23 protein-coding genes are annotated in these 24701 nt (G+C 35.0%); 10 read left to right on the top strand and 13 right to left on the bottom strand.

Annotation, left to right across the window (positions count from 1 at the left end; translation table 11 throughout):
* Positions 1-112 precede the first annotated feature (112 nt).
* Positions 113-1534 (top strand): glutamate--tRNA ligase, encoded by a 1422-nt coding sequence (gene gltX, locus ABWU29_RS04460; RefSeq protein WP_141457167.1) that lies wholly within the window; start codon positions 113-115, stop codon positions 1532-1534.
* Between the two features lie 519 nt (positions 1535-2053).
* Here the strand turns inward: gltX and ABWU29_RS04455 are convergent.
* Entirely contained in the window at positions 2054-2242 is a 189-nt protein-coding gene (locus ABWU29_RS04455; RefSeq protein WP_353280179.1) for a hypothetical protein, read from the bottom strand.
* Between the two features lie 189 nt (positions 2243-2431).
* Between ABWU29_RS04455 and sdhA the strand changes: the two genes are divergently transcribed.
* The gene (sdhA, locus tag ABWU29_RS04450; RefSeq protein ID WP_015588990.1) at positions 2432-4231 is read left to right on the top strand and encodes a succinate dehydrogenase flavoprotein subunit; all 1800 of its coding nucleotides are present in this window, start codon (positions 2432-2434) and stop codon (positions 4229-4231) included.
* Here the strand turns inward: sdhA and ABWU29_RS04445 are convergent, their stop codons facing one another.
* From ABWU29_RS04445 to ABWU29_RS04430, 4 genes are all read right to left on the bottom strand, one after another.
* On the bottom strand, positions 4232-6808 hold the full coding sequence (locus ABWU29_RS04445) for an ankyrin repeat domain-containing protein (RefSeq protein WP_264378123.1): 2577 nt from the start codon (positions 6806-6808) through the stop codon (positions 4232-4234).
* 286 nt (positions 6809-7094) lie between these two features.
* Positions 7095-7700, bottom strand: a complete 606-nt coding sequence (gmk, locus tag ABWU29_RS04440) for a guanylate kinase (RefSeq protein ID WP_015588988.1) — start codon at positions 7698-7700, stop codon at positions 7095-7097.
* Positions 7684-9489, bottom strand: coding sequence for a pentapeptide repeat-containing protein (locus ABWU29_RS04435; RefSeq protein ID WP_015588987.1), 1806 nt, complete (start codon positions 9487-9489; stop codon positions 7684-7686). The genes gmk and ABWU29_RS04435 overlap by 17 nt, the downstream gene beginning before the upstream one ends.
* Positions 9482-10684, bottom strand: coding sequence for an ankyrin repeat domain-containing protein (locus tag ABWU29_RS04430; RefSeq protein WP_015588986.1), 1203 nt, complete (start codon positions 10682-10684; stop codon positions 9482-9484). Before ABWU29_RS04430 ends, ABWU29_RS04435 begins: the two co-directional genes overlap by 8 nt.
* Positions 10685-10816: 132 nt before the next feature.
* On the opposite strand from ABWU29_RS04430, the gene ABWU29_RS04425 reads away from it, so the two are divergent.
* Complete coding sequence (locus ABWU29_RS04425) at positions 10817-11200, top strand: hypothetical protein (RefSeq protein ID WP_174516765.1); 384 nt, start codon at positions 10817-10819, stop codon at positions 11198-11200.
* Between the two features lie 66 nt (positions 11201-11266).
* Here the strand turns inward: ABWU29_RS04425 and ABWU29_RS06040 are convergent, their stop codons facing one another.
* Entirely contained in the window at positions 11267-11437 is a 171-nt protein-coding gene (locus tag ABWU29_RS06040; RefSeq protein WP_349496636.1) for a hypothetical protein, read from the bottom strand.
* Positions 11430-12524 (bottom strand): redox-regulated ATPase YchF, encoded by a 1095-nt coding sequence (gene ychF, locus ABWU29_RS04420; RefSeq protein WP_015588985.1) that lies wholly within the window; start codon positions 12522-12524, stop codon positions 11430-11432. Before ychF ends, ABWU29_RS06040 begins: the two co-directional genes overlap by 8 nt.
* Before the next feature lie 118 nt (positions 12525-12642).
* Here ychF and ABWU29_RS04415 point away from each other — a divergent pair, with 118 nt between their 5' ends.
* Both ABWU29_RS04415 and ABWU29_RS04410 read left to right on the top strand, forming a co-directional pair.
* Positions 12643-13635, top strand: coding sequence for a hypothetical protein (locus ABWU29_RS04415; protein WP_015588984.1), 993 nt, complete (start codon positions 12643-12645; stop codon positions 13633-13635).
* An 88-nt stretch (positions 13636-13723) separates the two neighbouring features.
* Positions 13724-14899, top strand: a complete 1176-nt coding sequence (locus ABWU29_RS04410; protein WP_015588983.1) for a CCA tRNA nucleotidyltransferase — start codon at positions 13724-13726, stop codon at positions 14897-14899.
* Here ABWU29_RS04410 and ABWU29_RS04405 read toward each other — a convergent pair.
* From ABWU29_RS04405 to ABWU29_RS04390, 4 genes are all read right to left on the bottom strand, one after another.
* Positions 14883-16658, bottom strand: coding sequence for a hypothetical protein (locus ABWU29_RS04405; RefSeq protein ID WP_179949598.1), 1776 nt, complete (start codon positions 16656-16658; stop codon positions 14883-14885). The genes ABWU29_RS04410 and ABWU29_RS04405 overlap by 17 nt on opposite strands.
* 135 nt (positions 16659-16793) lie before the next feature.
* Positions 16794-17327, bottom strand: coding sequence for an HK97 family phage prohead protease (locus ABWU29_RS04400; RefSeq protein ID WP_006280514.1), 534 nt, complete (start codon positions 17325-17327; stop codon positions 16794-16796).
* Positions 17328-17577: 250 nt separating this feature from the next.
* The gene (locus ABWU29_RS04395) at positions 17578-17910 is read right to left on the bottom strand and encodes a hypothetical protein (RefSeq protein ID WP_044471216.1); all 333 of its coding nucleotides are present in this window, start codon (positions 17908-17910) and stop codon (positions 17578-17580) included.
* A gap of 55 nt (positions 17911-17965) precedes the next feature.
* Positions 17966-18400, bottom strand: coding sequence for an ankyrin repeat domain-containing protein (locus ABWU29_RS04390; RefSeq protein ID WP_015588980.1), 435 nt, complete (start codon positions 18398-18400; stop codon positions 17966-17968).
* 171 nt (positions 18401-18571) lie between these two features.
* Here ABWU29_RS04390 and ABWU29_RS04385 point away from each other — a divergent pair, with 171 nt between their 5' ends.
* Both ABWU29_RS04385 and tatC read left to right on the top strand, forming a co-directional pair.
* On the top strand, positions 18572-19669 hold the full coding sequence (locus ABWU29_RS04385) for a type I glyceraldehyde-3-phosphate dehydrogenase (protein WP_174516762.1): 1098 nt from the start codon (positions 18572-18574) through the stop codon (positions 19667-19669).
* Positions 19666-20427: a twin-arginine translocase subunit TatC gene (gene tatC / locus ABWU29_RS04380; protein WP_015588978.1), complete on the top strand. Its 762-nt coding sequence runs from the start codon at positions 19666-19668 to the stop codon at positions 20425-20427. The genes ABWU29_RS04385 and tatC overlap by 4 nt, the downstream gene beginning before the upstream one ends.
* 53 nt (positions 20428-20480) lie before the next feature.
* Here the strand turns inward: tatC and ABWU29_RS04375 are convergent, their stop codons facing one another.
* Positions 20481-20936: an arginine repressor gene (locus ABWU29_RS04375; RefSeq protein WP_015588977.1), complete on the bottom strand. Its 456-nt coding sequence runs from the start codon at positions 20934-20936 to the stop codon at positions 20481-20483.
* A gap of 125 nt (positions 20937-21061) precedes the next feature.
* Between ABWU29_RS04375 and ABWU29_RS04370 the strand changes: the two genes are divergently transcribed.
* From ABWU29_RS04370 to ABWU29_RS04360, 3 genes are read left to right on the top strand one after another with little or no spacing between them, the layout of a single operon-like run.
* Positions 21062-21796, top strand: coding sequence for an ABC transporter substrate-binding protein (locus tag ABWU29_RS04370; protein WP_015588976.1), 735 nt, complete (start codon positions 21062-21064; stop codon positions 21794-21796).
* Positions 21796-22443 (top strand): amino acid ABC transporter permease, encoded by a 648-nt coding sequence (locus tag ABWU29_RS04365; RefSeq protein WP_007548901.1) that lies wholly within the window; start codon positions 21796-21798, stop codon positions 22441-22443. Before ABWU29_RS04370 ends, ABWU29_RS04365 begins: the two co-directional genes overlap by 1 nt.
* Positions 22436-23068: an amino acid ABC transporter ATP-binding protein gene (locus tag ABWU29_RS04360; protein WP_227738583.1), complete on the top strand. Its 633-nt coding sequence runs from the start codon at positions 22436-22438 to the stop codon at positions 23066-23068. The genes ABWU29_RS04365 and ABWU29_RS04360 overlap by 8 nt, the downstream gene beginning before the upstream one ends.
* A gap of 390 nt (positions 23069-23458) precedes the next feature.
* Here the strand turns inward: ABWU29_RS04360 and ABWU29_RS04355 are convergent, their stop codons facing one another.
* Complete coding sequence (locus ABWU29_RS04355; RefSeq protein ID WP_015588975.1) at positions 23459-24658, bottom strand: phage major capsid protein; 1200 nt, start codon at positions 24656-24658, stop codon at positions 23459-23461.
* Positions 24659-24701: the final 43 nt, after the last annotated feature.

Here is a 24701-nt window from a genome sequence, read left to right as displayed (position 1 = left end):
CAACACAATTTATGAAAAACAAGTAAATTTTATCTCTCAGAACAAATAAATTCTAAATTGTTACAAACATAAATTTTAGCTATCATCATTTATATTACTGTAATAGACAAATATGCCAGACGTAGTCACTAGATTTGCTCCATCACCAACAGGATTTTTGCACATTGGAGGAGCTCGTACTGCTTTATTCAATTGGCTCTATGCAAAGCATCATGGTGGCAGGTTTTTGCTGAGAATTGAAGACACCGACAGAAAACGTTCAACGAAAGAAGCAATTGATGTAATTATAGAAGGGCTAAGATGGCTCGGTGTGAGCTATGATGGGGAAATAGTATATCAGTCAAAAAGAATAGAGCGGCATAAAGAAGTAGCAAACCTTTTAGTTGAGAAGGGTAGGGCGTATCACTGTTATTGCCCTGAGGATGAAGTTGCAGAAAAGAAAATAAAAGCAAGAGAAGAGAGCAAGATATACAAGCATAAATGTACTACAAAACCTCCTTCTTGTCATCCAAGTAGCCGACACTGGAAAAATATGTGGTCACGCGCTGGAATGACATCGGGTGTGAGGTCAGTTGTCCGCTTTAAAGTGCCAGATTCGCAAGAGATCGTTATTGATGATAAAATATACGGCCAAATCAAAGTAAATAGCAACCAGCTTGATGATATAGTGATCTTACGCTCTGACAACACTCCAACATATATTTTTGCTGTCGTAATTGACGATCATGATGCTGGAATAACTGATATAATACGCGGTTCTGACCATCTCACTAATACCTTTAAACATCTGCTAATATACCAGGCTCTTGATTTTGACATTCCACGCTTTGCACATGTGCCGCTTATCCATGGGGAAGATGGGAATAAGCTATCCAAAAGGCATGGTGCCACAAGCGTTTGCGATTATGAAAAGATGGGAATATTGCCAAAAGCGATGCGTAATTACTTGCTGAGACTTGGCTGGAGTCACGGCAACGATGAGATTATTAGCGATGAGCAAGCAATAGAGTGGTTTAATTTAGAAAGTATTGGTCGTTCACCTGCACGGCTCGATTTCAAAAAACTGGAGCATTTGAATAACCACTATATTAGTAATATGAGCAATGAAGATATTCTGACTCTAATGCTTAGAGAAAATACTCTAACTGACAAAAAAAAGGGCTATTTACTGCAGGGACTGACAGAGCTAAAAAAAAGAGCAAACTACCTGACCGAATTATTGGATTTAGCAAAATTTTATATTCAAGATCCGCCACTTGATTTAAGTGAAGAGGCTGAGCAAATTGTCAAATCTAACCTCAATATAATTAAGTTACTCGCGTCATTTCTGTCAAAGATCGGTGATGAAAATTGGAATAAGGGTTTTTTATCTTCTCAGATCAAGGAATGTGCAAAATTGCACGATATGAAAATAAGCGATGTATACCACTCATTACGCGCCCCTATAACTGGAGTAATGGATGCACCTGGAATCATTGATATCATGGTGATTCTTGGTAAAGATGAGTGTATAAGAAGGTTACAAGCAATTTAAATGAAATAAGAAAATTGCTTGACACCCTTCGCCAGCCCCTTTATCATGACAGTGAAGCTATTGTATTTGCTTTCGCCAATCTGCAGATTAAAAGGTAAGGATTACTTAATGTATCGGCGTCTTATGTTTAATTTTTTGCAGTATATAGATACTGTATGTCTTTACAAAACTTCATCTACATCTAGATTTTTATCTAAATAAGCTGAACGCGCTTACAAAGCGTTACAAGACATCAAAAAATGCCAATACTCGACAAAGATAGTAAAAGACTAGCTAACTCGGGGATTCTTTGTCTTTTTTTCTGCTTGGTAAATTTCTTAAACATTTGCAGCGTAGGTTAGTTGCAATTAAAAGCAGCTGAATTTCGCTTGTCAAGCGTTTAAAACATAAAAAACGCCAATATTTTAAAGCGGATAATAACCACGGGGCTTCTTTTGCCTTTTTTTTCGTTTGGTAAATTTCTTAATGTTTATAGCTAAAAGAGCCCAAGAGAGGTGTCATTCCAGTGCCCCTGTGATGTCATTCCAGTGCTTGACACTGGAATACAGTTTTCCATATAATCTCATCGAAAACGTTGTAACCACTTTCTATGCTAGTTTGCTTGTTTACAAGCAAACTTTCCTGGATCCCAGTGTCTGGGCAATGGGATGACACCATTCTTTTTCCTGGATTCCAAACTGGGATGACAGCTAGCCTGATAACCGTCATCCCGCTGCTTGTTAGCGGGATCTATGTTAAGGTATGACGGTTAAGTAAGGGATCTATGTTAAGAGATACCGCGGCGGTATGACGGTTCGTGGCGGTATGACGGTTCGCGGTGGTATAGCTATAGAAAACTTGTATAGATTTTTTCTACTTCTGTGATATCATAAGCCTGTAATGATAAAATAAGTAAATATGGATAAGTCAGCGTATGAGATCATAGAACATGAGTATGACGTGGTAGTAGTAGGTGCAGGTGGAGCAGGGCTCAGAGCAACGCTTGGGATGGCTGCAACTAATTTTTCAGTTGCCTGCATTTCTAAAATTTTCCCTACACGAAGTCATACAGTTGCAGCACAAGGCGGAATTAGTGCAGCTTTAGGTAATATCGGTGAAGACGATTGGCGCTGGCATGCATATGACACAATAAAAGGTTCAGACTGGCTTGGTGATCAAGATGCAATAGAATATATGTGTAAAAACGCTGCTAAAGCTGTTATTGAACTTGAAAATTTTGGCGTACCTTTTTCTCGTACAGAAGATGGCAAAATATACCAGCGTTCCTTTGGTGGAATGACAACTCACTTTGGTAAAGGAAAATCAGCGCAGCGCACTTGTGCGGCAGCAGATAAGACTGGGCACGCAATCCTTCACACTCTATATCAGCAGTGTCTTAAATTCAACGCTGAATTTTTTGTTGAATACTTTGTGATTGATTTAATTATGGATAGCGAAACATGCTGCGGAGTTCTTGCTTGGTCGCTATGCGACGGCACATTACATAGATTTCGTGCGCATAGAGTGGTGTTAGCAACAGGTGGATATGGACGTGTTTATTTCTCTGCAACAAGTGCGCATACCTGCACAGGTGATGGTAATGGCATGGTAGTAAGGGCTGGATTACCACTTGAAGATATGGAATTTGTACAATTTCATCCAACAGGAATATATGGCTCAGGGTGCCTGATGACAGAAGGATGCCGTGGTGAAGGGGGGTACCTCGTTAATTCTCAGGGCGAAAAGTTTATGGAACGTTACGCACCAAAAGCAAAAGATTTAGCTTCTCGTGATGTGGTAAGTCGCGCAATAACAATTGAAATTAGAGAGGGAAGGGGAGTTGGACCGAAAAAAGATTACATGTATTTAACTATAGCACATCTTGATCCGGAAGTAATAAAACTCAGATTGCCGGGCATTAGCGAAACCGCAAGAACTTTTGCTGGAGTTGATGTCACTAAAGATCCAATACCGGTCATTCCGACTGTTCACTATAACATGGGTGGCATTCCAACTAATTATTATGGAGAAGTGATCACGCTGAAGCAAGGTAAGGAAGAAGTGGTAGATGGACTATTTGCAATTGGAGAAGCTGCGTGTGTCTCTGTGCACGGTGCAAATCGACTTGGTTCTAACTCGCTTCTTGATCTTGTGGTTTTTGGCAGAGCTGCAGCGCTCAGAGCAAGAGAGAAACTAAAATCCGGTACACCACATAAAAAATTGCATTCAGACTGCACAGACTGGATAGTAGATAGATTTAATAAAATGCGATTTGCCTCCGGTGGGCTAAAAGTAGCAAAAATACGCAGCGAAATGCAGAACACTATGCAAAAGTACGCATCAGTGTTCCGTGTTGCTGAAGTTTTAGAAGAAGGCAAAAAAGCTATAAAAAAGGTAGCAAAAATGATGCCTGATATTTCACTTGAGGATCGCAGTATGATGTGGAATAGTGATTTAGTTGAAGCACTGGAGCTTGCTAACATGATCCCACAAGCGGTTATTACCATGGAATGCGCAGCTAATCGCGAGGAAAGCAGAGGTGCCCATGCTCGTGAAGACTTTCCTGAACGTGATGACAAAAACTGGATGAAGCACACTATAGCGTGGCTTGAAGAAAAGAAAGGGCAAATTAACGTAAAAATTGATTATAAAAAAGTGGCTGAAAAAACTCTGAGCGGTGAGATTGATTTCATAGCGCCAGAGAAGAGGGTTTACTAGTTACACTATCCCTACACAATTTTTCAACGAGTTTATTGATATGGCACTCATTTTAGTGTCTGGAGGACTCTCAGTATGCTCTGATTGATTTGATGATTTTTGCACCTCTTGCTCTTCTAAATCGTTGGACTTATTTTCTATATCTTTAACAGAGTTATTGCATTGTGTATCATTTTTTGGTGCGTTATCTTGAAGTGTAAGTTGCTTTTCTTCAGTAAACTTTCCTTTAATTTTTCCAAATCCTTCATAAATATTTTCTAAATTCAAGTAAATAAGATAACAAACTCCAATAACTGCTATAATAGATGAGGCAGTTGCAATTGTAATAATTCCTTGAGAAGCACTGAATATTGCTGCACAGGCTAAAGCAGCAAATACAAGCGTTGTCACTGCTTTACAAGCAACATTATTGATGTACTTCACAATATCGCGTGCTTTTAACTTCCTGCCAAAGTTGCACTTCAGTTCAGTTCTCATATCATCTGGAATAAGCGCTCTACCCATTGATTTCTCTATTCCTTTTATAGTTTTATAATACTCTTTGCTCCATAATCTTTCGGGTAGTATTAACTGCTTTGGGTCAACACCATTTTGCAATAATTTTACACAGAACTTGATCGTGTTATCACGGCTCTTAGGATTGACCAAATTATGTTTATCTTTTGTCGTCTTAGTAATTAGCGCTACTTGTAGTGGTGTGCGTTCTTTTTCGTTAGCGGCGTTTGCAGCTTTACTAAATTTCTCTTTTTCCACCGAATTTAAAATCAACTCTAAACATGTAACTTTTTGTTCTCCTTTGAATGAAGCAATATAGTGCAGAGCATTTTTTCCATCTTTATCTTGCACAGTAATATCTGCACCATTTTGTAGAAATAACTCTAAGGTTTTATACCTGCCAGTATCCTTAAATTCTTTTTTTACTACATTTTTTACTACATTTTTTATTTTATTTTTCAATGAAGGCTCTTTACTCTTTTCTTGTATGCGCTGGAGTACCTGATGGAGCGGTGTTTGCTCTTTCCCGTTAACAGCATTTATAGCCTTACTAAATTCATCCTTACCTAAAGTCAACTTCAAACATGCAACTTTTTGTTCTCCTTTGAATGAAGCAATATAGTGCAGAGCATTTTTTTCATCTTTATCTTGCACAGTAATATCTGCACCGTTTTTTAGCAATAGTTCTAGGGTTTCATACCTTTTAGTTTTTTCAAATTTCTTAAGTGATCGGTTCTCACTCTTCTCTTGTATGCGCTGGAGTATCTGATGGAGCGGTGTTTGCCCTTCTTTTTTATCATTTACAGCTTTTATAAATTGTTCTTTTTGGCCTGTTTCTAGCAATATATTGAGAAGTTTAAGTTTTTGTTTTGTTTCAGGTTTAACAATCAAGTGTAAAGCATTGTTACCATCTGTGTCTTTAAGGCTAATATCCGCACCTTTTTCCAATAGTTCTTTAAAAAGTTTTTTATCACTATTTTTAATTACTGGATGTAATAGATAATTATCATTACTATCTGGAGTATTTATGGTATGTGGTATAATTTCTTTAATTTTTGCTTCTGTATTGATTCTTATTTCTGGCTTTAATTTAGATTTCTTTCCTTGCTCTGCTAATTTTTCTAAGAAATTACGGTAGTATGTCTTTTGCTCCTCTTTTAAGTTTTGTAATTCTTCTGTAGATAATTCTAAATTATCAGAGCTGGCTCCATGCTCTAACAATTTTGTAAGAAACTTAAGTGTGTTATCGTTACTTCGAATTGTATTAGACTCATGTTTTTCTTTTGTTACCTTGTTAATTAGTGCTACCTGAAAAGGGGTCTGATTTTCACTATTAATGAGTTGTGCTAGATCTTCCTTGGTGACCGTTTTTATTAGGGTACCCAGAAACTTGCATTTCTGTTTCTTTTCCAACGACGCAATGAGGTGTAAAATATTTTTCCCTTCTTCAGCTTTTATGCTGCTAATATCCGTACAATCTTTTAGATATTTTTTTAATTTCCTGTTATTTCCATTTTTGATCGCTTTTAGTAATTGAACATTATTATGCGTTGTTCCGTTGCTTTTCTCTACTTCTTGATCTTCATTTGCTGTATTAGGGTTACTGATTGAATGTTTCTCATAATCATCACCAGCATCGCTACTGTAGTCACTTTCAATTCCACTGTCCCTACGATCATTTTGGTTACAATATTTGCTATTATAAGTAATTTCTGAAATTGCTTGCTTTACTCGCTCTTTTGTTTCATTTGATATTTTTTTCGATCGTTCTATTGCTTTATCTAGCACTGGAAGGAAGCATTGGACATAATACCTATAATATTTTTCTTGTTCTCTAAGTGATTCTTCTAATTTAGTTAATACTTCAGGACTAGCATCTTTCTCAAATAACCTTTTACACTTCTTGAGGGTTCCATCTTGACCTCTTGGTTTTTCACGCTTGTGTTCTTCTTTTTTTACCTTTCTCTTTATAATGCCATACAATTGCTCGTCTTTTCTATCCTGCTCTTGCTTTTTATTTTTATCTATGCATTCACCTAATTTATCTGCATTAGTAGTTAGTGCAGTTATATCTATACCCATACTAAAACCTCAATATTAAAAGCTATTTAAGTTGTCAGCACTAAACTAACAACCAAGAAGTTTGACTTTTAAATTGAGCTAAACGTTGTATATGTATAGGTGGAAAGGCAGAAAACTAGTTTCTATTAGAAAATCTGTTATCATAGTCAAATCCTCACTTGAACAGTTGCTACTATTTTAACCATTTAATCTTAAAAAATAATAAATATAGCTAAACTGCGAAACGTGCTACTGGCTAAAATAGGATAAGAAACTATAGCTGCAAATATCCAAATTGATGTTTTTATCAGTCTTCCAGACTTGGTTTTTCTTTTAGTTTTTTAAGTCTTTCTTTATTTAGTATGGAGCTTATCTCTTCTACACTTTTATCAATATCATCATTGATTATTACATAATCATATTTATCACGTTTGCTTATCTCTTTTTGAGCTTCGGCTAATCTGCGCTCTATTTCGCTTGCATCATCACTATTACGCTTTTGCAAACGCAACCTAAGCTCTTCCATTGAAGGGGGAAGTATAAAAACACTTACAACTTTTTTTCTCATGAGCTTGAATAAGTGAAATGCTCCTTGCCAGTCTATGCTGAGTAAAACGCTTATTCCATTGCTTAAGTTTTGCTCTATAAAATTTCTTGGTATACCATAAAAATTCTCAAAAACTTTGGCGTATTCAAGCATTTGGCCAGCTTTGCATAACTCGTGAAATTTTTCTTCGGTAACGAAAAAATAGTCTTTTCCATTTATTTCGCCGGGGCGAGGCTTGCGTGTAGTCATAGAAACAGACCTAACTAAATTAGTTGATTGCTCAAGTAATTTTGCTGATATAGTAGTTTTTCCAGCTCCAGAAGGGGAGGATAGAACCAATAATACGCCCTCACTTTTTACGGTCATTTTTCTTTGCATTTTTTAACATGGTGCTTTTTGGATCAGAGTTTAAAAAGCTAGAACCTTCTAAATTAGAATTTGATAAGTTGGTGCCAATGAGAGAAGAGTTATCAAAGACAGTATAGCGCAAATCGGTCTTTTCAAAATTTGCCTTATTCAAATTAACGTTTACAAACTTTGCTCTACTCAATGTTGAATTAGAAAAATCGGCATTTTCTAAATTCATATCCTTAAATTCAAAGTAAGAATAATTTACATTAAATTTTTCACCCTGTGATATTTTCTCTTGCAAATCTTCAATTGAAGTTATAGCATTTTCTAAGCCTGCAAGTTTTTTCTGCCCTTGATTGTCAATCAAAATTGAATTATCAAACTTGCAACCTGTTAAATGAGAATTAGCAACTGAACTTTTATATATGCTTGAAGAGAGAAAAGACATATCACTAATTGTTGAATTACTCAAATTGCTAAGAAAAAAACTAGTTTTCCTAAAGGCATTAGCGTGAAGCAAAGAAGATCTGAAATCGCTTTCAATAAAATTTGAATTAGTTACTTTTAAATTAGACCAGCTCGAATTATCAGCTAATAAATTAAAGAATGTTGAATTTTCTATTTCACTGGAATCAATATTATGGCGAGAAAGCGTACTGTTATAAACTTGAGAGTCTTGGATTTTTATCTTATACATTGAAGTTGTAGAAAGGTCTGAATCTTCTATCTTTGCAGAGGTAAATAGTGAATGGTCAAAAAATGAGCCATTCATGTTAGAATTCGCAACTTTAGTATTATGAAACTTTCCATGACGAATGTCAGCATTAGAGACATTAACTTGATGCAGTTCACTAAAACTAAAATCAATATTGGATAAATCAGCATCCTGAAGATTTGTTTCAGAAACATATGCATGTTTTATCTTGGAACCATTTAGTATAGATTGAACAAAACTTGAATTATCGTCATTCACATAGGAAATTTGTGTGTTGCTTAAATTAGTTTCGTCGAAGTTACTGTTAATTATGATAGAAGAATTAAGGCAAGCATCGGAAAGATTGCTACCTGTAAAGTCTGATTCTTTTAACTCTGCACCATATATGTTAGCATTTTTTAATGAAGAAAATTGTATCTTTAATTTATATGCATCCACTCCAAAGAAACTTGCATTATCAAGGTTGTTTTTCTGCATAACGGTATCGTTTATTTCACTATCACTAAAATTTACGTGGCTAACATTCGAGTTTGATAAGTTGGAGAAATTCATTTTCACATTCGAGAAATTAGTATGCAAACCAATTACGTTGTGCATACTTACTTTTTTGAGATCGGAACTGATAAAATCAGCATAACTAACATTAGACTGATCAAATACGATATCTGTTAAGTTTGCAGAAACAAATTTTGTAAAACTCAAATTTGTACCTTTTATTTTAATGCCATGTAAATTAGCATTGGAAAAATTAGCACCACGTAAATCAACATCAATGAAAGACACATCGGATAAATCGGTGTTAGAAAAATCGGCACCAATCAGACTTACTCCATCAAAAACAGATTTACTTAGGTACAGTTGGTTAAAATTAGCTCCATTTAAGTTAGAACCAAAACCTTTCTTAAAATCTTCTGGCACGCCCTCTTTGTGGCACTGCACCAAAAATTCAGCAAAGTCTTTTTTACTGTAAGATACGTATTTTACATCATGCAGAGCGTTTAAAAAATCACTAATCTGATTTTTTTCATCATTTGTTTCGTTTCCATAACATAAATGACCAACTAAAATTAATATCAAAAATCTAATCATCTTGCTTATCACACTGCGACTCATTGTTTTCTTTCGTTTTCACAGCCCAATCGTACATTGCTGAGCTTTCTTTATTGTCTATTTTTCTATCCTCCAAAAGATGTGGCATCATTTCGGCAATCGCATTTATTATATTGATCTGCTTTTTTTCGATTGCTATATCAATTGGGGATTGAAAATTATTGTTAACTACTCTAAGATCAGCACCTTGTAATAAGAGAAAGCGCACTATGTCTACCTCACCTTGTTTAACTGAATAAATGAGAGGAGTATCACCCAATTTATTTCTAAACCTTAGTATCTCTTGAATTGTTAATCCAATTTTTTCTAGCTTACTTATTACTCCTCTTAAGCAAGTTAAGTTGTTCTTCTTAATGCAGTAAAAAAATTGCTTACTGTAATCATCAATAAACACAGTTGTAGGAAGATGCTCATTAAGGCTATCATATTGTCGTTTATATATTGACTTGCTTTGTATGTCTTTATGACCCCATTCTTTTATTGGTTCTCTGTTTAGCTTTGTCCATTTTTGTAAATTTTTCTTTTCACTTTCATCTTTTTTAGTTATAGGTTTTACTCTATTGCGGTCCTTGGAATTACTGTTTGTTTCTTTCACTTTTTTTTCTTCAGACTGATTCTCTACTTTTTCTTTTTTTCCCTCTAATAATTGACTCGCATCACTTTTTGAAAGTTCATTATCTTTTATATCAATCTTCTGATCAGCTTGTAGATTTTTTTGCGGGTCAGTTGTATTCTCATTTAAATCAGCACTTAAAGGCAAAGGCTCTGGTTTCAAATCTTTATTCACTTCTTTATTGGCCATATTTGGTAAATTTTGAGCAAATTTGTCTGTGCTTCCTTCTAGCTGGTCATTTGGCAAATCTTTATCAATCTTTTCACCCTCACTTATAGTTTTTTCAACCACGGAAGCTTTGTTCTCGTTGTGTTGCAGCTTCTCTTTATCGGTAGTGCCGTCTAATCTTTTGCTCTCAGCCTCTTGTGTTTGTTTAGCATCGACGTTGCTTTTCAACTCATCTTTTTGATTTGTACTGCTCAGTAAATCTTGCTTTCTTGCACCTACATTTTCGTTTTTATGAACTGACCCAATTTTCTTTTCTTCACGCTGCTCTATGGCAAACAGGCTCAGTGATCCAAATACAACAACTAATAGTATGAAATATAAAATATTTTTCATAAATGTTCAAAACATAAGCTTAATTAAAATGATACTATAATCAAATGATTAATCTACAGTAAAAAATGCCTTAGGATTTAATTTATAAAAAAATAATAGATTTTTTGTATCTGTTCAGGGGCATCGCAAATATTGAAGCAAAGTGGTCAGTGCTTACTGTACGAACATTGTGATTTGAGAGCAATCTCCGCTAGGGAGGATGTCATCCCAGTGCTCCTTTCTCGTCATCCCAGTGCCCAGACACTGAGATCCAGAAAAAAGAATGGTGTCATGCAAGTAGCCTCCTTCTCCTGTCATCCCAGTGCCCAGACTACTTGGATCCAGAAAAGTTTGCTTGTAAGCAAGCAAACTAGCATAGAAAGTGGTTACAACATTTTCGATGAGATTATATGGAAAACTGGATCCCAGTGTCTGGGCACTGGGATGACAAAGGAGGACGTTATTCCAGTGCCAAGCACTGACCATTTGCTGTGCAATTTACCTTCAAAAATGAATGTTCGTACAGCTATGGAATGAATCGCGGTATGACATAGGACTGCTGTCATTCCAGTCTGGAATTTAGTCTTTACTGGGGAGAAGAAACTATCCTTCTACAGTGTATCCGTTTAGGGGAGGTATCTGTTCAGATGCATGGCTAATGTACAAATATTGAAACAAAAATTCCAGTGCTCCCTTTCTTGTCATCCCAGTGCCCAGACACTGGGATCCAGAAAACTTAACTTTAAATAAGTGGCTGCATAATAAACTACACATTAAACCTAAAGTGCATTATATCACCATCTTGCACGATGTAATCTCTGCCTTCAAAGCGAATTTTTCCTGCGTCTTTGCAAGCTGATTCACTTCCATACTTTATGTAGTCTGCAAAGCTTATTGTCTCTGCTTTTATAAAGCCTTTCTCAAAATCAGTGTGGATTACACCTGCTGCTTTATCGGCTGTTGACCCTATTTTTACTGGCCATGCCCGTGCTTCTTTGGGGCCCACAGTAAAGAAAGTTATCATACTCAGCACTTCATACATAATACGCGCTACTCCATCAAGGCCTGATTCTTGTAAGCCAAATTCTGATAAAAAACTCTGTTTTTCCTCTTCACTATCAAGATTTGCAATATCTGCTTCGAGTTTTGCTGAAATGCAATAAAATTTGCTTTTATTTTCCTCTGCCATTCTCTCTACCTTTTTAGATAATTCATTGCCAGTTATAACATTTGTATCTTCAACATTGCAAACGTACATAACGGGCTTTGTTGTCAGCAATTGAAGCAACTTCATCTCATCTTCATTGATATTCTCCAAACTTCTTGCAGGTTTACCTAATTTTAAAGTAGCTAATACCTCTTGCATTAATTCAAGTTGTCTCTTTAGCTCTTTATCACCTTGCTTTGCTTTCTTTTCCAATTGAGGAAGCCTTTTTTCTATGCTATCAATATCAGCTAGGATTAATTCCATTTCTACCACTTCAGCATCTGATATTGGATCTATTTTACTGTGTACATGGCTGATATCGTCATCCGTAAAGCACCTGAGCAGATGAACGATAGCATCAACTTCTCTGATATGGCTTAAAAATTTATTGCCGAGCCCTTCACCTTTGCTCGCACCCTTTACCAGACCTGCAATATCTACAACTTCTAATTGATTATAAATTATCTTCTCTGAGCCTGCAATTGCTGCGATTTGTTTCAAACGCTGATCTTTTATCGAAATCTTGCCTATATTTGGCTCAATTGTGCAGAAAGGATAATTTGCAGCTTCGGCTGCACTTGACTCTGTAAGCGCATTAAATAAGGTTGATTTTCCTATGTTTGGTAACCCAACTATACCGCAGTTAAAGCTCATATTTGCTATTTAAAGTTATAACTATTGCATAATTTAAAAATTTCTGCTATACTTAATTAGTTGCTTATTAATAATTTTGTTGGTATAGTAACATATAGCTTAAATTAAGGTAAAAACTATGGCTGAACCTAGGAAACGGAAGCTACCAAGTGATTTTCATGATGTTGAGGTTGGAATAAAAAGGCCCAAGATCTCAGGGCAAATGAATGTACCTAGGAAACGGAAACTATCAAATGATTTTTACGATACTGGAAGTCCGAAAAGGTTCAAGAGCTCTGGACAAGAAATAACTCTTTTAAATAGTAATCCTTACCCTGACAATTTCCATGTAGGACAAGCAATTGGTAATGGAAGCTGCTTTTTTGACTCATTCAGACAAGGTCTAGAACAGCAGAAGGGGATAGAAGTTACTGTTGAGCAGTTACGAGAAGACTGTAAAGAATTTGCACAAAAGAATCCACCAAAGTGGTTTACAAATGCAATTGTCAATAGTCATGATAACAATGGCCAGCACCGTAGTGAAACTGTAGATGATTATACAGCAAACATTATGCGTAACGATAGGTGGGGTGATCCTGACGTTGAAGGCAGAATACTTTGTCAGAAGTATGATGTAAAATTGCATGTTATAGAGAACCAGACTGTTGATAACCAAGATTTGTTTTTGCATGAATTAATAGACAATTCAGGTTCAAAAAGTGCAGGTGAATACAATAAAGTTAATTATGACGACAGTAGTGTTTTGCATGTAATAAACAAAGGACATGCTCATTTTGAACCATTGCTTGATAGAAATAAAAGTTTAGCAAAACAAGAACAAGAAGATTTCCTATTAGCAAAAAAGCTTCAGTTAGATGAGATCTTAGAGTATTGTAACCTTTCAAAGGATATCTCTGAGAGAGCAGAGGTTGAGAAGAGATTTGATGAGTTATTGGCAGAAAATGCTGATGGAAAAATTGGTGATGTTGTAGGGCAGTGCGTTAGTGATATAAAGCAGCGCATAGAGCGCTCTGAAAAGCAAAACCCTTCAAGCTTACCAAGATGTAGTATGGAGGAATCAAGAACAGAAAAAATATTTCATCAACAACAAATATCACAATTGGAAGTGTAAAATAAATCTTCATAGCCCTGTATATTTTTATATAGGGGTTTGTGCAAGCATTTCATATAATATGAACTTGCAGTATGTACTAACCTAAATGCAAGTTGACCAGGAGACTAGTTTAATTATTGATGCCATAGAGGAATTTGGTGGTGAGGCTAGGCTTGTCGGCGGATGTGTGAGAGACTCAATTTTGCAACGTGATGTCCACGACATCGATTTAGCTACTAATTTGCTTCCTGATCAGGTGATGAAAGCGCTAAAACTCCGTAATATAAAAACTATTCCAACTGGCTTAAACCATGGAACTATTACTGCAATCTTAAATCAGAGGTCTTTTGAAATTACGACACTAAGGCATGATGTGAAATGTGATGGTAGGCATGCAAAAGTAGAATTTACCAATAATTGGCAAGCTGATGCTTCAAGGCGTGACTTTACATTTAACGCTCTATATGCAGATAAGCATGGCCATATATATGACTACTTTGGTGGCATTGAGGATTTAAAGGCGCGAAGGTTAAACTTTATAGGCAACGCTGAAGATAGAATTAAAGAAGACTATCTACGTATTTTAAGAGCATTTCGTTTTCATGCAAAAATATGTGCCGGAGATTTGAGTGATGAAATACTAAGCGTATGCAAAAAGCATTCGCATATGATCCAAAACCTCTCTGGAGAGAGAATAAGAGATGAAATACTTAAATTGCTGGAGTGCAATGATCCTTTTCCAACACTTAAGAGCATGCAAGAATCTGATGTTTTGCAAAAGATTATCCCAAAAGAAGTAAAATGCGAAATTCTGTCTTCGTCACTTCTTTTCGGCACTGATGTGCTAGTAAAATTAGCGTTACTCCTTAGGACTACTAAAAAAAATGACAGGCTAAGTCTTGGAGAATACATAATCATGTTTCTACGTCTTTCGAACAAGCAAAAGAAAAAGCTGCTATTTTTACTATCCAACGATATCAAAACAGAACTTTCAGAAAAAGAGCAAAAAAAATACATATCTTTATTTGGTAGAGAATTATATTGTGATTTAGTAAGAATTTGTGGTGTTGAGTCTGGAGAAAATGTTGATGAATATATTTCATTTGCTAATACATTCAATATTCCAAAATTTCCTTTATCTGGTGATGACTTGATAGGTATAGGTCACCAGCCAGGAAAAAGTTTAGGTAGAAACTTGGAATTGCTAAAACAACATTGGGAAGATAGCTCCTACACTTTAACAAAAGAGGAGCTGGTGCTTTATGCTAAGAGCCTATTCTAACTGCTTTCTGACTGTTCAATGAATGTATGCTTGCAATATTAGGGGAACTCATAGAGGAATTAGGTATATGTTCTTTTTTAGCTTTTTCTGTTAATTGATATTCGTTTACTCCTCCTTGAGTTTGATTACACATTCCCTGATCTGGAGATAAAAATTTATCTCTTATGCTTAATGCCAGTTGTAACTCTTGAATCTTATTTGAAAAACATTTCATTTTAGCCTCTGTTAATTTTCCTGTAACAATTTCTTTAAGCAATTCTCCTGAGTCGTTATTATTATTATTCTTGCTATTAAAGCTGTGCAAGATAGAGTCTACAATCTTATTTACCCCTTCTTGTTTGTTAAATTCTAATTTTTTTACGCATTTTCTAACAGAAGGTGACAACTTGGCTTTTAACGTGTCATCTCGTAGTTCTTTACCCATATTTTTTCCAATGTTACAATGTTCGTTGACAACTTCTTTAACCTTAGCTTCTATGATCTCCCTTGCGGATTGTTTCAAATTACTTTCTAATAATTCAAGCAGCTTACTGCTTTCAAATTTGCCATCATCTTGATTTGATAGAGACTTTATAGTTTCATTAAGCACGTTATGGCAAAAGTGTTTCTCTTTAAATTCAGGAAAACCTTTTTTTAACTCCTCGTTTTTCCCAGATAAAAAGTTATTGAGACCCTTATCCCTAGAAAGCTTATTGGGCAAGTTTCGTAATTTTGAAAGAGTTGATTTTGCAGTAGATACTGTACTCACTGCACCTGCCTTTTTAGCCAATTGACCTTCTTTTGCTTCCTGTAGTTTCTTAGTGTCAGCTTTCAATTGACCTTCTAAATCAATCTCCAATTGTTGTTTAGATTCTTGAACACTTTGTAATTGCTTCCCCAAGTTCTCCATTTCACCCAATTGAGCAGTCAATGTATTCACACTTAATCGTAGAGCTTTGTTTTCATGACCTAAGTCACTGACTTTATTTTCTAATTCAGTATTTTTGTCTTTAGCCTGACACAATTTATCAGTCTGTGATTTAAGTAAAGCCACTAATTTGCTAGCTTGCCATTGTTGATTCAATTCAATTAATTTATCCTCCTTGTCCTTTAACCTACTCTTAAGTTCTATTATTTGTGCTTGCAGACTTTCATTATCTTTCCTAGTAGCTTCAATTTCTTCTCCTTGCTCTCTTATTATCATGTATTGATCAAATATAGTTTTCTGTTGTTCATCAACTTTATCCTGCATTGCTTTTTTATCTTGTTTGTATTTGGTTAGTTCCTCTTCTCGTTCGCCTGCATCTTCTGTAAGTCCCTTATAACTCTTTTCAAGTCCTTCAATTGCAGATCGTAATTCTCTATTTTCTTCTTTTAAGGAAGCATTTTGTAAACGTTCAAGTTCTAATTCCTGATTTATGCCCTCCAGCTGTTCTTCTAATGCTTCATCATCTTCCTCTGTTATCAATGCTACTCCATCAGTCTGAACCCCTCCATCTTTGTTTATCACTACACTTTGGCTCTCTTTCTCTACAACTTCAGGTTTTAAGTCAACTTGAACACTTCCATATATTGTCTTAAAAGCATCAGTTTGAACTTCATTGTTTGCAGTAGTTTTATCGTAGTACAAAATATTTTCTGCCCATCTATTCCATCTCTTGGGCAATATTCGTCCAATCGTTTTTAGATATAACCAAGCAAATACAGTAGACCAGCTGTATTTTTTTTCCTTTCGCTTAATATTAATTTCATAATTAACCTTATTATTAATATTTAGCATAAAATTACCTTATTTTTTAACTTTAATTTACAGAAAATTTTAATAGTAATAAAGTTATATATATTAGTATAAATGTTAAACAAATACTAACACAGGTGTCAAATTATGGTAAAGTCTTTGCCCGCCTAATACACTTTAAGCAGAAATGTACATGTCTGCAAGTACAGCATTTGCTTTTTCTATCGCTCTTGCTAACACTTCCTGTTCATTGTTCTGATTTTTCACATTGATTACCTGAGCAGCCAAGTTTGCAGGAAAAGTGACCAAACTGACTTCCCATAATTCCACTTGTTTTAACACTCTAGCTCCACTTTTATGATCAACATCATACTCTATAGGTATATAGCCGATGGAAAGTCCGTTAATTGCCCCAGTTTTGAGCATCAAATACACTTCTTCTGCTTTCTGAATACCCAAAAGTAAATGTGCGGTTATATACAGGCCAACATCATTTTCATAAATATCTATGATGCTACCTATAGGTTCGTCAGGATTATGCTGCCAAAGGAGTTTTATTTTATTTCTGTTTAAATTTTCCTTAAATGCTCCGGGCAATATCAGATCATTTTGTTTATCAACTATGTTAAAAACGCTCGCATAACCAGAAAATACACCGTTTTCTCCTATACTTTTTATTGACAATGGTGAATAGAGAAATTTCTTATTCATAAGGCCTCCTGTAGGTTATAGTATTGGGAATTCTGTTTGCACAACGCACTGCAATGTCAAATCTATTATATGCAGTTCTCTAAAAAGGGAAAGTATTTTTTTTAGTTACAAAATAATAAATGAGACTATGAAAGCAATAAAGATCCCAGCGTCACGCGCTGGGATGACAGTAGGAAAACTCAGATGTGAAAGCACTCAATAACAGTCTAGAAAGTATTGAGATATGAGAAAAATCTGTACTCAGGTAACATCAACAATTGATATCTCTAGACAAATTTGATCCTACTTTTACTTCTGACAGAATAGAGATAACGTTCTCTTGTATTTTTTTATATCTAGCGATTTCTGATTCATTTTTTTGCACTTCCAATCTATTATGGAGTAAACTAGAAACATCTCTTACTAACGTAGAAATGTTTTGTGCGGCCTTATATGCTATTGTTCCAATAATAAAGCTAGCAAAGGTATTAATTCTATCAGTAGTAAAATCAGAAAAGTTTGACATGTTGGCATGGAAAACAGGAATGCAAGTAAGACTACCAGGACCATTATAGTAATTACCTTTAATAGCATTAATAGCCATCAAACTCACAAAGCTAGTAATACACCCAACAATAAAAGGTCTCTTATCACTGTGTCTAAGGGTCCAAATGTTGGAAAGCATCTCTTATATTAGTAATTCTGCGTATTATTTCGTAGATATGTGAAACATTAGCATTATTACTTAATGAAATTCTCCTAGATTGTTCAGATTTTTCCTGTATTCTATTACTAATTTCACAATTAAAGTCATCAATGCTTATACCACATGATGTTAAAATACGAACCATATCTTGATTGTCGTTTTCTGATGCAGAATATAATGCTGTCTCATCCTTATAATCACGAAAATTGACATCTCCTCCACTTGATCTATAAACGCTAATTATAAACTCTTCTAAGCTCATCTTATGATTTTCTTCCAAATACCTTGACACTTCCTTAAAATATTCTTTATCGGTAGCAAGTTTGTGTAGAAATGATTGGCCTGAAATTTTTTCTAATTGATCTATAATGATCCTCTGTAATAACATAATTAGCCTCCTATTAAAGTTTCAATACTATTGATAAAATGATACAGTATTATAGTTCTTTAGTCAAGGTGAATATTAATATATTAAGGTTAAAACTGCCAATTAGCAGTCAAAAGAATAAAATGAAATATCAAGTGATATCCTCTATAATTAAATTTTTTGAATGAAGAGATGACGGTTCGCGTAGGAATTAATGGTCTGGGTAGAATAGGCAGAGGCGTATTGCGTGCTATTTTCGAAATAGAAGAATATAGCAAACAAATAGAAGTTGTAGCTGTCAATGGATCGCTCAGTGCAAAGCAGCATGCACATTTGATTAAATATGATTCTGTTCATGGCAAATTCAGTGGTGATATTGATTTTAATGAGTCTCAAAATTGGATTTCTATAAATGGCAAAAAGTTTTCTTTATATAGAGAACGGAATCCTGAAAATATTCCTTGGAATGTTGATGTAATACTTGAATGTACTGGTGCATTCAATAAACGTGAAGAAGCAATAAGGCACAATGCAGAGAAAGTAATTGTCTCTGCTCCAGTTCCGGATGCTGATGTCACTATAGTTTATGGTGTGAATGACGATATGCTCGAAAAAGAGCATAAAGTGATATCAGCAGGTTCTTGCACTACAAATTGCCTTGCTCCGATTGTGAAAGTCCTACACTCCAGTTTAGGTATAAAAAGCGGTTTTATGACTACTATACATGCCTACACGAATGATCAAAATGTTCTTGATGGTAATCATAAAGATTTGCGTAGAGCAAGGGCTTGCGGATTATCTATGGTGCCAACTACAACCGGGGCAGCAAAAACAATTGGTTCTGTCATCCCTGAATTAAAAGGAAAACTAGATGGCACTGCCGTCAGAGTTCCAGTTAGCAATGTTTCTATGGTTGATTTTAAATTTACGACTGATAAGAAAGCGACCGTTGAAGAAATCAATGAAATATTTAAGGATGCAGCTCTCTCCTCTACGTCATTCCAGCGCATGACGCTGGAATCTAATTTCTGGATCCCAGTGTCAGCTACTCGGATGACATCAGAGGGTACTAGGATGACAGAGGGTTATCCAATGTCAAATGTACTTTCTATATGCGAGGAACCTTTAGTCTCAATAGATTTTGTGCATAACCCTTATAGTGCAATTGTGGATTTAACTGGTACATATGTTACAGGTGATATATGCAGGGTTGCAGCGTGGTATGACAATGAGTGGGCTTTTTCGCTGAGAATGTTAGACATAGCATTATTGAGCTATAGTAAAGTATGAACTGGAACTCAAGCAAATACGCCTCATTTTATGAGCACTTTGCGGAACTCAGAAAAAGAGTTATCTTTTGCTTTCTATTTTTTTGCGTTGCTTTTGGTTTTTGTTATTACTTTAAGGAAAATATATACCGTTTTTTACTCGCACCTTTAATAGAAGCAACAAAAGGTAGCGAAGGTTTTTCTTTAATTTACACAGACTTAACAGAGGCATTTTTTGTGTATCTCCAAGTTGCAATAATGAGCGCACTTTTGTTTTCTTTTCCTGTGTTTGCATGGCAATTTTATATGTTCTTAGCACCTGGGTTATATAAAAGTGAAAGGGCAGTGTTGTTGCCATACTTGATTGCAACACCGGTTTTATTTGTAACGGGAGCTACTGTAGTCTATTACTATATATTTCCTTTAGCCTGGAAGTTTTTCATCACTTTTGAACATAGTGGGAAATCTTTCGGTATACCAATAGAGTTTATGCCATCAGTTAGCGAATATTTAGACCTCGTTCTCCAATTTATGTTTGCTTTTGGCACTGCATTTCAAATTCCAGTAATACTCACATTAATGGTGAGAGTTGGGCTACTGACTGCACAAAGTTTGTCAAATAAACGTAGAATTGCAATAGTGGTAATTTTTATTATCGCTGCAATCTTAACTCCACCTGATGTATTAAGCCAAGTAGGGCTTGCAATACCTATGCTGATTCTATATGAATTGTCTATTCTGATATGTAGGTATATTGAAAAAAAGAAGACAAAGATTTAAACAAAGAAATCCCTCTTATCTCCTTTATATCACATTTTTAACTTACAACATTCTTATTCAGGACTTAAATATGGAAATGTTTCATAAATTGATTGTAATACTTTGTTAAGTTCAGCCTTACTTTTGATGATCAATAATACTGTATCATCACCTGCTATAGTTCCTATAATTCCTATGTTTTTGCTATTATTTAATGAATAAATAACATACTTCTGATCTAGAAAGTAAGCTAGGCTGCTAGCTTGTCCTGGTTGAGTGTGTAGTACTATTAAACCAAAATCCGAAATTTGCATATTAAGTATTAATGGTAATCGATATTGGTTGATGTCAATTACTTTATACATACCAGCAACTTTGGCAATTTTAAGTTTTTTTAATTTTCTTGATAAAGTAGCCTGAGGAATGTTGTGCCCTCTTTCTTTAAGCAAGATCTGTAAATCGCTCTGCTCTAAAATTTCGTGATTTTGAATAATATTTAAAATATGTTCACCTAGTGTGTTGTCATGCATTATGCATTTTCCTCATATTGAATATGTAATAAGTATATTTGAAATTATATTCATTATTTCTTGACTATTCAATTTTTAATGTCTATATTCATAAGATGAATAAAATATGAATATAAATTAGTAATATGAAAAAATATATTTTAAATGCTATTATAGTGATAAGTATTCTATTAACAGGATGCAAGGAAAATAAACACGATAATATCATTAGATTTGCAATTTCTGCAGATTATCCACCTTTTGAATATTATGAAAATGGTAAATTTACTGGCTTTGACATTGAGCTTGCTCAATTAGTAGCAAAAGAGTTAGGTAAAGAAGCGATATTTAAAGATATGCAGTTTAGTACTATATTTGCAGCATTGCAAAGTAATTCTGTAGATGCTGCTATATCTACTATTGGTAGCACAGAAGAGCGTGAAAAAAATTTTGATTTTTCAAATAGTTATTATACAGGGGAATTTGGTATTCTATATCACAAAAATAAACCCATAGCCGGTATAAACAACTTAACTCGCAAGAAGATAGCCGTTCAACTAGGAACTGTCATGGAAATTTGGCTAAAAGAGCATGTTCCTACAACAGCTCAAATTATTGCTATAGACAATAATAATCAAGCTGTAGAAACATTAAAGTCTGGTCATGTTGATGGCGTCCTAATTGATGAATTCCAAGGTAAAGTATTTAGCAAAAAAAATCCTGGTCTATCATGGTCAGCCACTGCCAAGTTAGATGGTGGTTATGTTATTGCTGTGAATAAAGGATCTGCTTTAAAGGATAAAATAAACGAGGCATTAAAAAGTTTAGAAAGTAAAGGTGTAATACAAAAAATAGCAGAAAAATGGCTAGGAGATAACTGATGCAGGAATTAATTTCTAATTTCTTGTTTGTTGGAACAGGCCTTGCCTTTACTTTAAAATTATTGATTGGAGGACTGCTTTTAGGTATGAGTCTAGGAGGGTTATTTTCAGTACTCAGATATAATAAGATCTGTATTCCATTAATTAATGGAATTATATCTGTAATACGTGGCACCCCCCTTATATTACAGTTAAGTGTTGTTTATTTTATGACTCCAACCATTGCAGGAATTAAATTAAACATATTTAGTGCTGGCATTATAGCATTTGGTCTAAATAGCTGTGCTTATATTGCTGAGATTTTACGAGCTGGTATTGAAACTATATCAAAAAACCAGTTTGAAGCAGCTAAAACTTTACAAATACCTAGTTTCTATATGTGGAGAGATATTATATTACCACAAGTTATTAAAAATATTCTTCCTGCAATGATAAATGAGATCATTGCACTCCTTAAAGAAACGGCATTAATCTCTACTATTGGTGGTGTTGATATTATGCGCTCTGCGCAAATGCTTGCAGCAGAACAATTTACTTATTTTATACCACTTTGTCTTGCTGGGGCTTATTATTACGCTCTTGTATTACTAATTGAATATATAGGCAAAAAGATTGAACAGAAAGGTATATATGATAAAAATGCATAATGTTTGTAAATTATTTAATAATGTTCCAGTACTTAATAATATTAACCTGATTATAGAACAATCTATAGTTGGTCTTGCTGGTCCTTCTGGTAGTGGTAAATCAACATTGTTACGTTGTATACAAAAACTCGAAGTTTTAGATTCTGGTAGCATTGAATGCAATGATAGTACTGGTTTTGTATTTCAGGATTTTCAACTTTTCTCACATATGACTGTCTGGGAAAATCTTACATATGCTCCCAAACTTAAAAACAAAACTCAGGATCAAAGTGATTCACTACTTGAGTCTTTGGGTATTGCCTCTAAAAAAAATGATTACCCTAGTAATCTATCCGGTGGGCAAAAACAGCGGGTTGCGCTTGCCAGAAGCTTAATGATGAATCCAAGGATTCTATTATGCGATGAGCCAACGTCTGGTTTAGACGTAGCAACAATAGTCGACGTTGTGGAACTATTACAATCAGTTAGAGATATGGGTATTACTATGATTATCGCTTCTCACAATTTGGATTTTTTAACAAAAATATCAGATCGGATTATTCTGTTAAAAAACGGAAAAATAATTGTAGATATCAATCCTAAAGAAATTGATGAACCAACAAACTATTTAAAAAATAATTATTAAAAGAGAATCACTCATATCATACTGAGAGCTATAACAGATTTTAGCATCGAAAATTACATAATATACATTATGGAAAACAAAATTACATAATGTAAGAAGCAATGCTAAAAATAAAATCACATAATATAGCAAACTATAGCTAACCCAAGAAAGGTTTTCCTACGTCATACCGCCGCGATATCTCAGCATAGATTCCGCTAACAAGTAGCGGAATGACGAATTTTTGTTTTTCAAACTGTCGGTAAATCTAAGTCAGTTTAGCTATATGTGTCAAGCACTGGGATGACACCCTCCTGATGGGCCAAAATCACAATGTTCGTACAGTTATGGAATGAATCGCGGTATGACGTGTTGCTTTGATCAGCTATAAAGATGATGCTGCGGAAGTTTTTAGTACTTGCTCGCAACTTTCAACAATTTAATAGCACTGGTGTTTACAACCTCTCCGCCGACACGCTTAGTGACAAAAAACCTCACATAAGGTTTATTCGTATAAGAGTCTCTTAATATTCTCATTCCTCTGTTATCTACAATCTTATAAGCTTGTTTGAAATCTGCCATCGCAATTACTGGTAGCTGATTGTTTGGCGCTGGTGGCATATCGGCAGATTGATATACTGGTATTCCCATTAAAGTATCTGGAGCTTCAAGCGACAGACTTGGCTGCCAGAGATACTGACCTGTTTGAGATTTTAGCAGCCTGATATCCTTCAACGTACTCCTGTTTATCAAAAATGACGCATTTTTGGAATAATATTCGTCCAGAGAGTAATACAACATCATTATTGAATCACTATCTAATTTTTCAGTTTTAACTTGCTCTATTTTATTATAACTGTTTCCATTTTCATAAGCTAAAATTCCTTTTGGTTGAAAAGTGCCCTCACCCTTAATGAAGGCTTCGCTTTCTTCCTTACTAAAAGTCTCGGCAATCTTTTCCACCAGCCAACTCTCAACATCGACAAACGCATCATCGAGTAACTTTTGTGATATTTGTGGTTGAGCATATAACTCGTAAGTTGTGACGGAAATCTTTTGGATTTTGGGCGTGTCCGTATCTTTTGCAAAATCATACTTAGACTTATTGCCACCGTTCTCATCATCTACTGTTTCACTGCTCCAACCTGCACCGGCGCGGTCAAAATCTTCTATAATGTAATCCAATGTTTCAGTAGAGATTCTTTGACTGGAGCATATTTGTCGCATTGGGGACGAATCAGTTACGCGCTTGTTTATGCGTTTTACAATATGCGGAGTAACTAGATACCCTCCGATATCACTGTCATCTCCACTGAGGGTTTTGTGTGATAAACCGCTTTCCATTCCCTTGCGGATATAATCAGAAAAATATTTATCGCTTGTGCTAAAATCTGTATTTACTTCTGGGCGTTGAGCTGCAGTTTCGATCAAGTCTAAACGCTCTTTGCAACTATCAATGGCATTATTTACCTTGCATAGCTGCTCAATTGTTGCAGAATCAGCACGCCCTTTGCTTTCAATTTCTTTTAGTTTGCGATCATTTATTAATTTAAATTGCTCCCATGATGAAGCGAGTTCATTGATACGGTGAGCGATATCGGTAAGTGACATAATAGCCTCCTTTGAAAATGAAATAAAAATGGAAATAAGGTAA

It is taken from the genome of Wolbachia endosymbiont (group A) of Phasia obesa, from assembly GCF_964028125.1.
Lineage (GTDB): Bacteria > Pseudomonadota > Alphaproteobacteria > Rickettsiales > Anaplasmataceae > Wolbachia > Wolbachia pipientis.
This window is presented reverse-complemented; position numbering and strand designations above follow the sequence as displayed.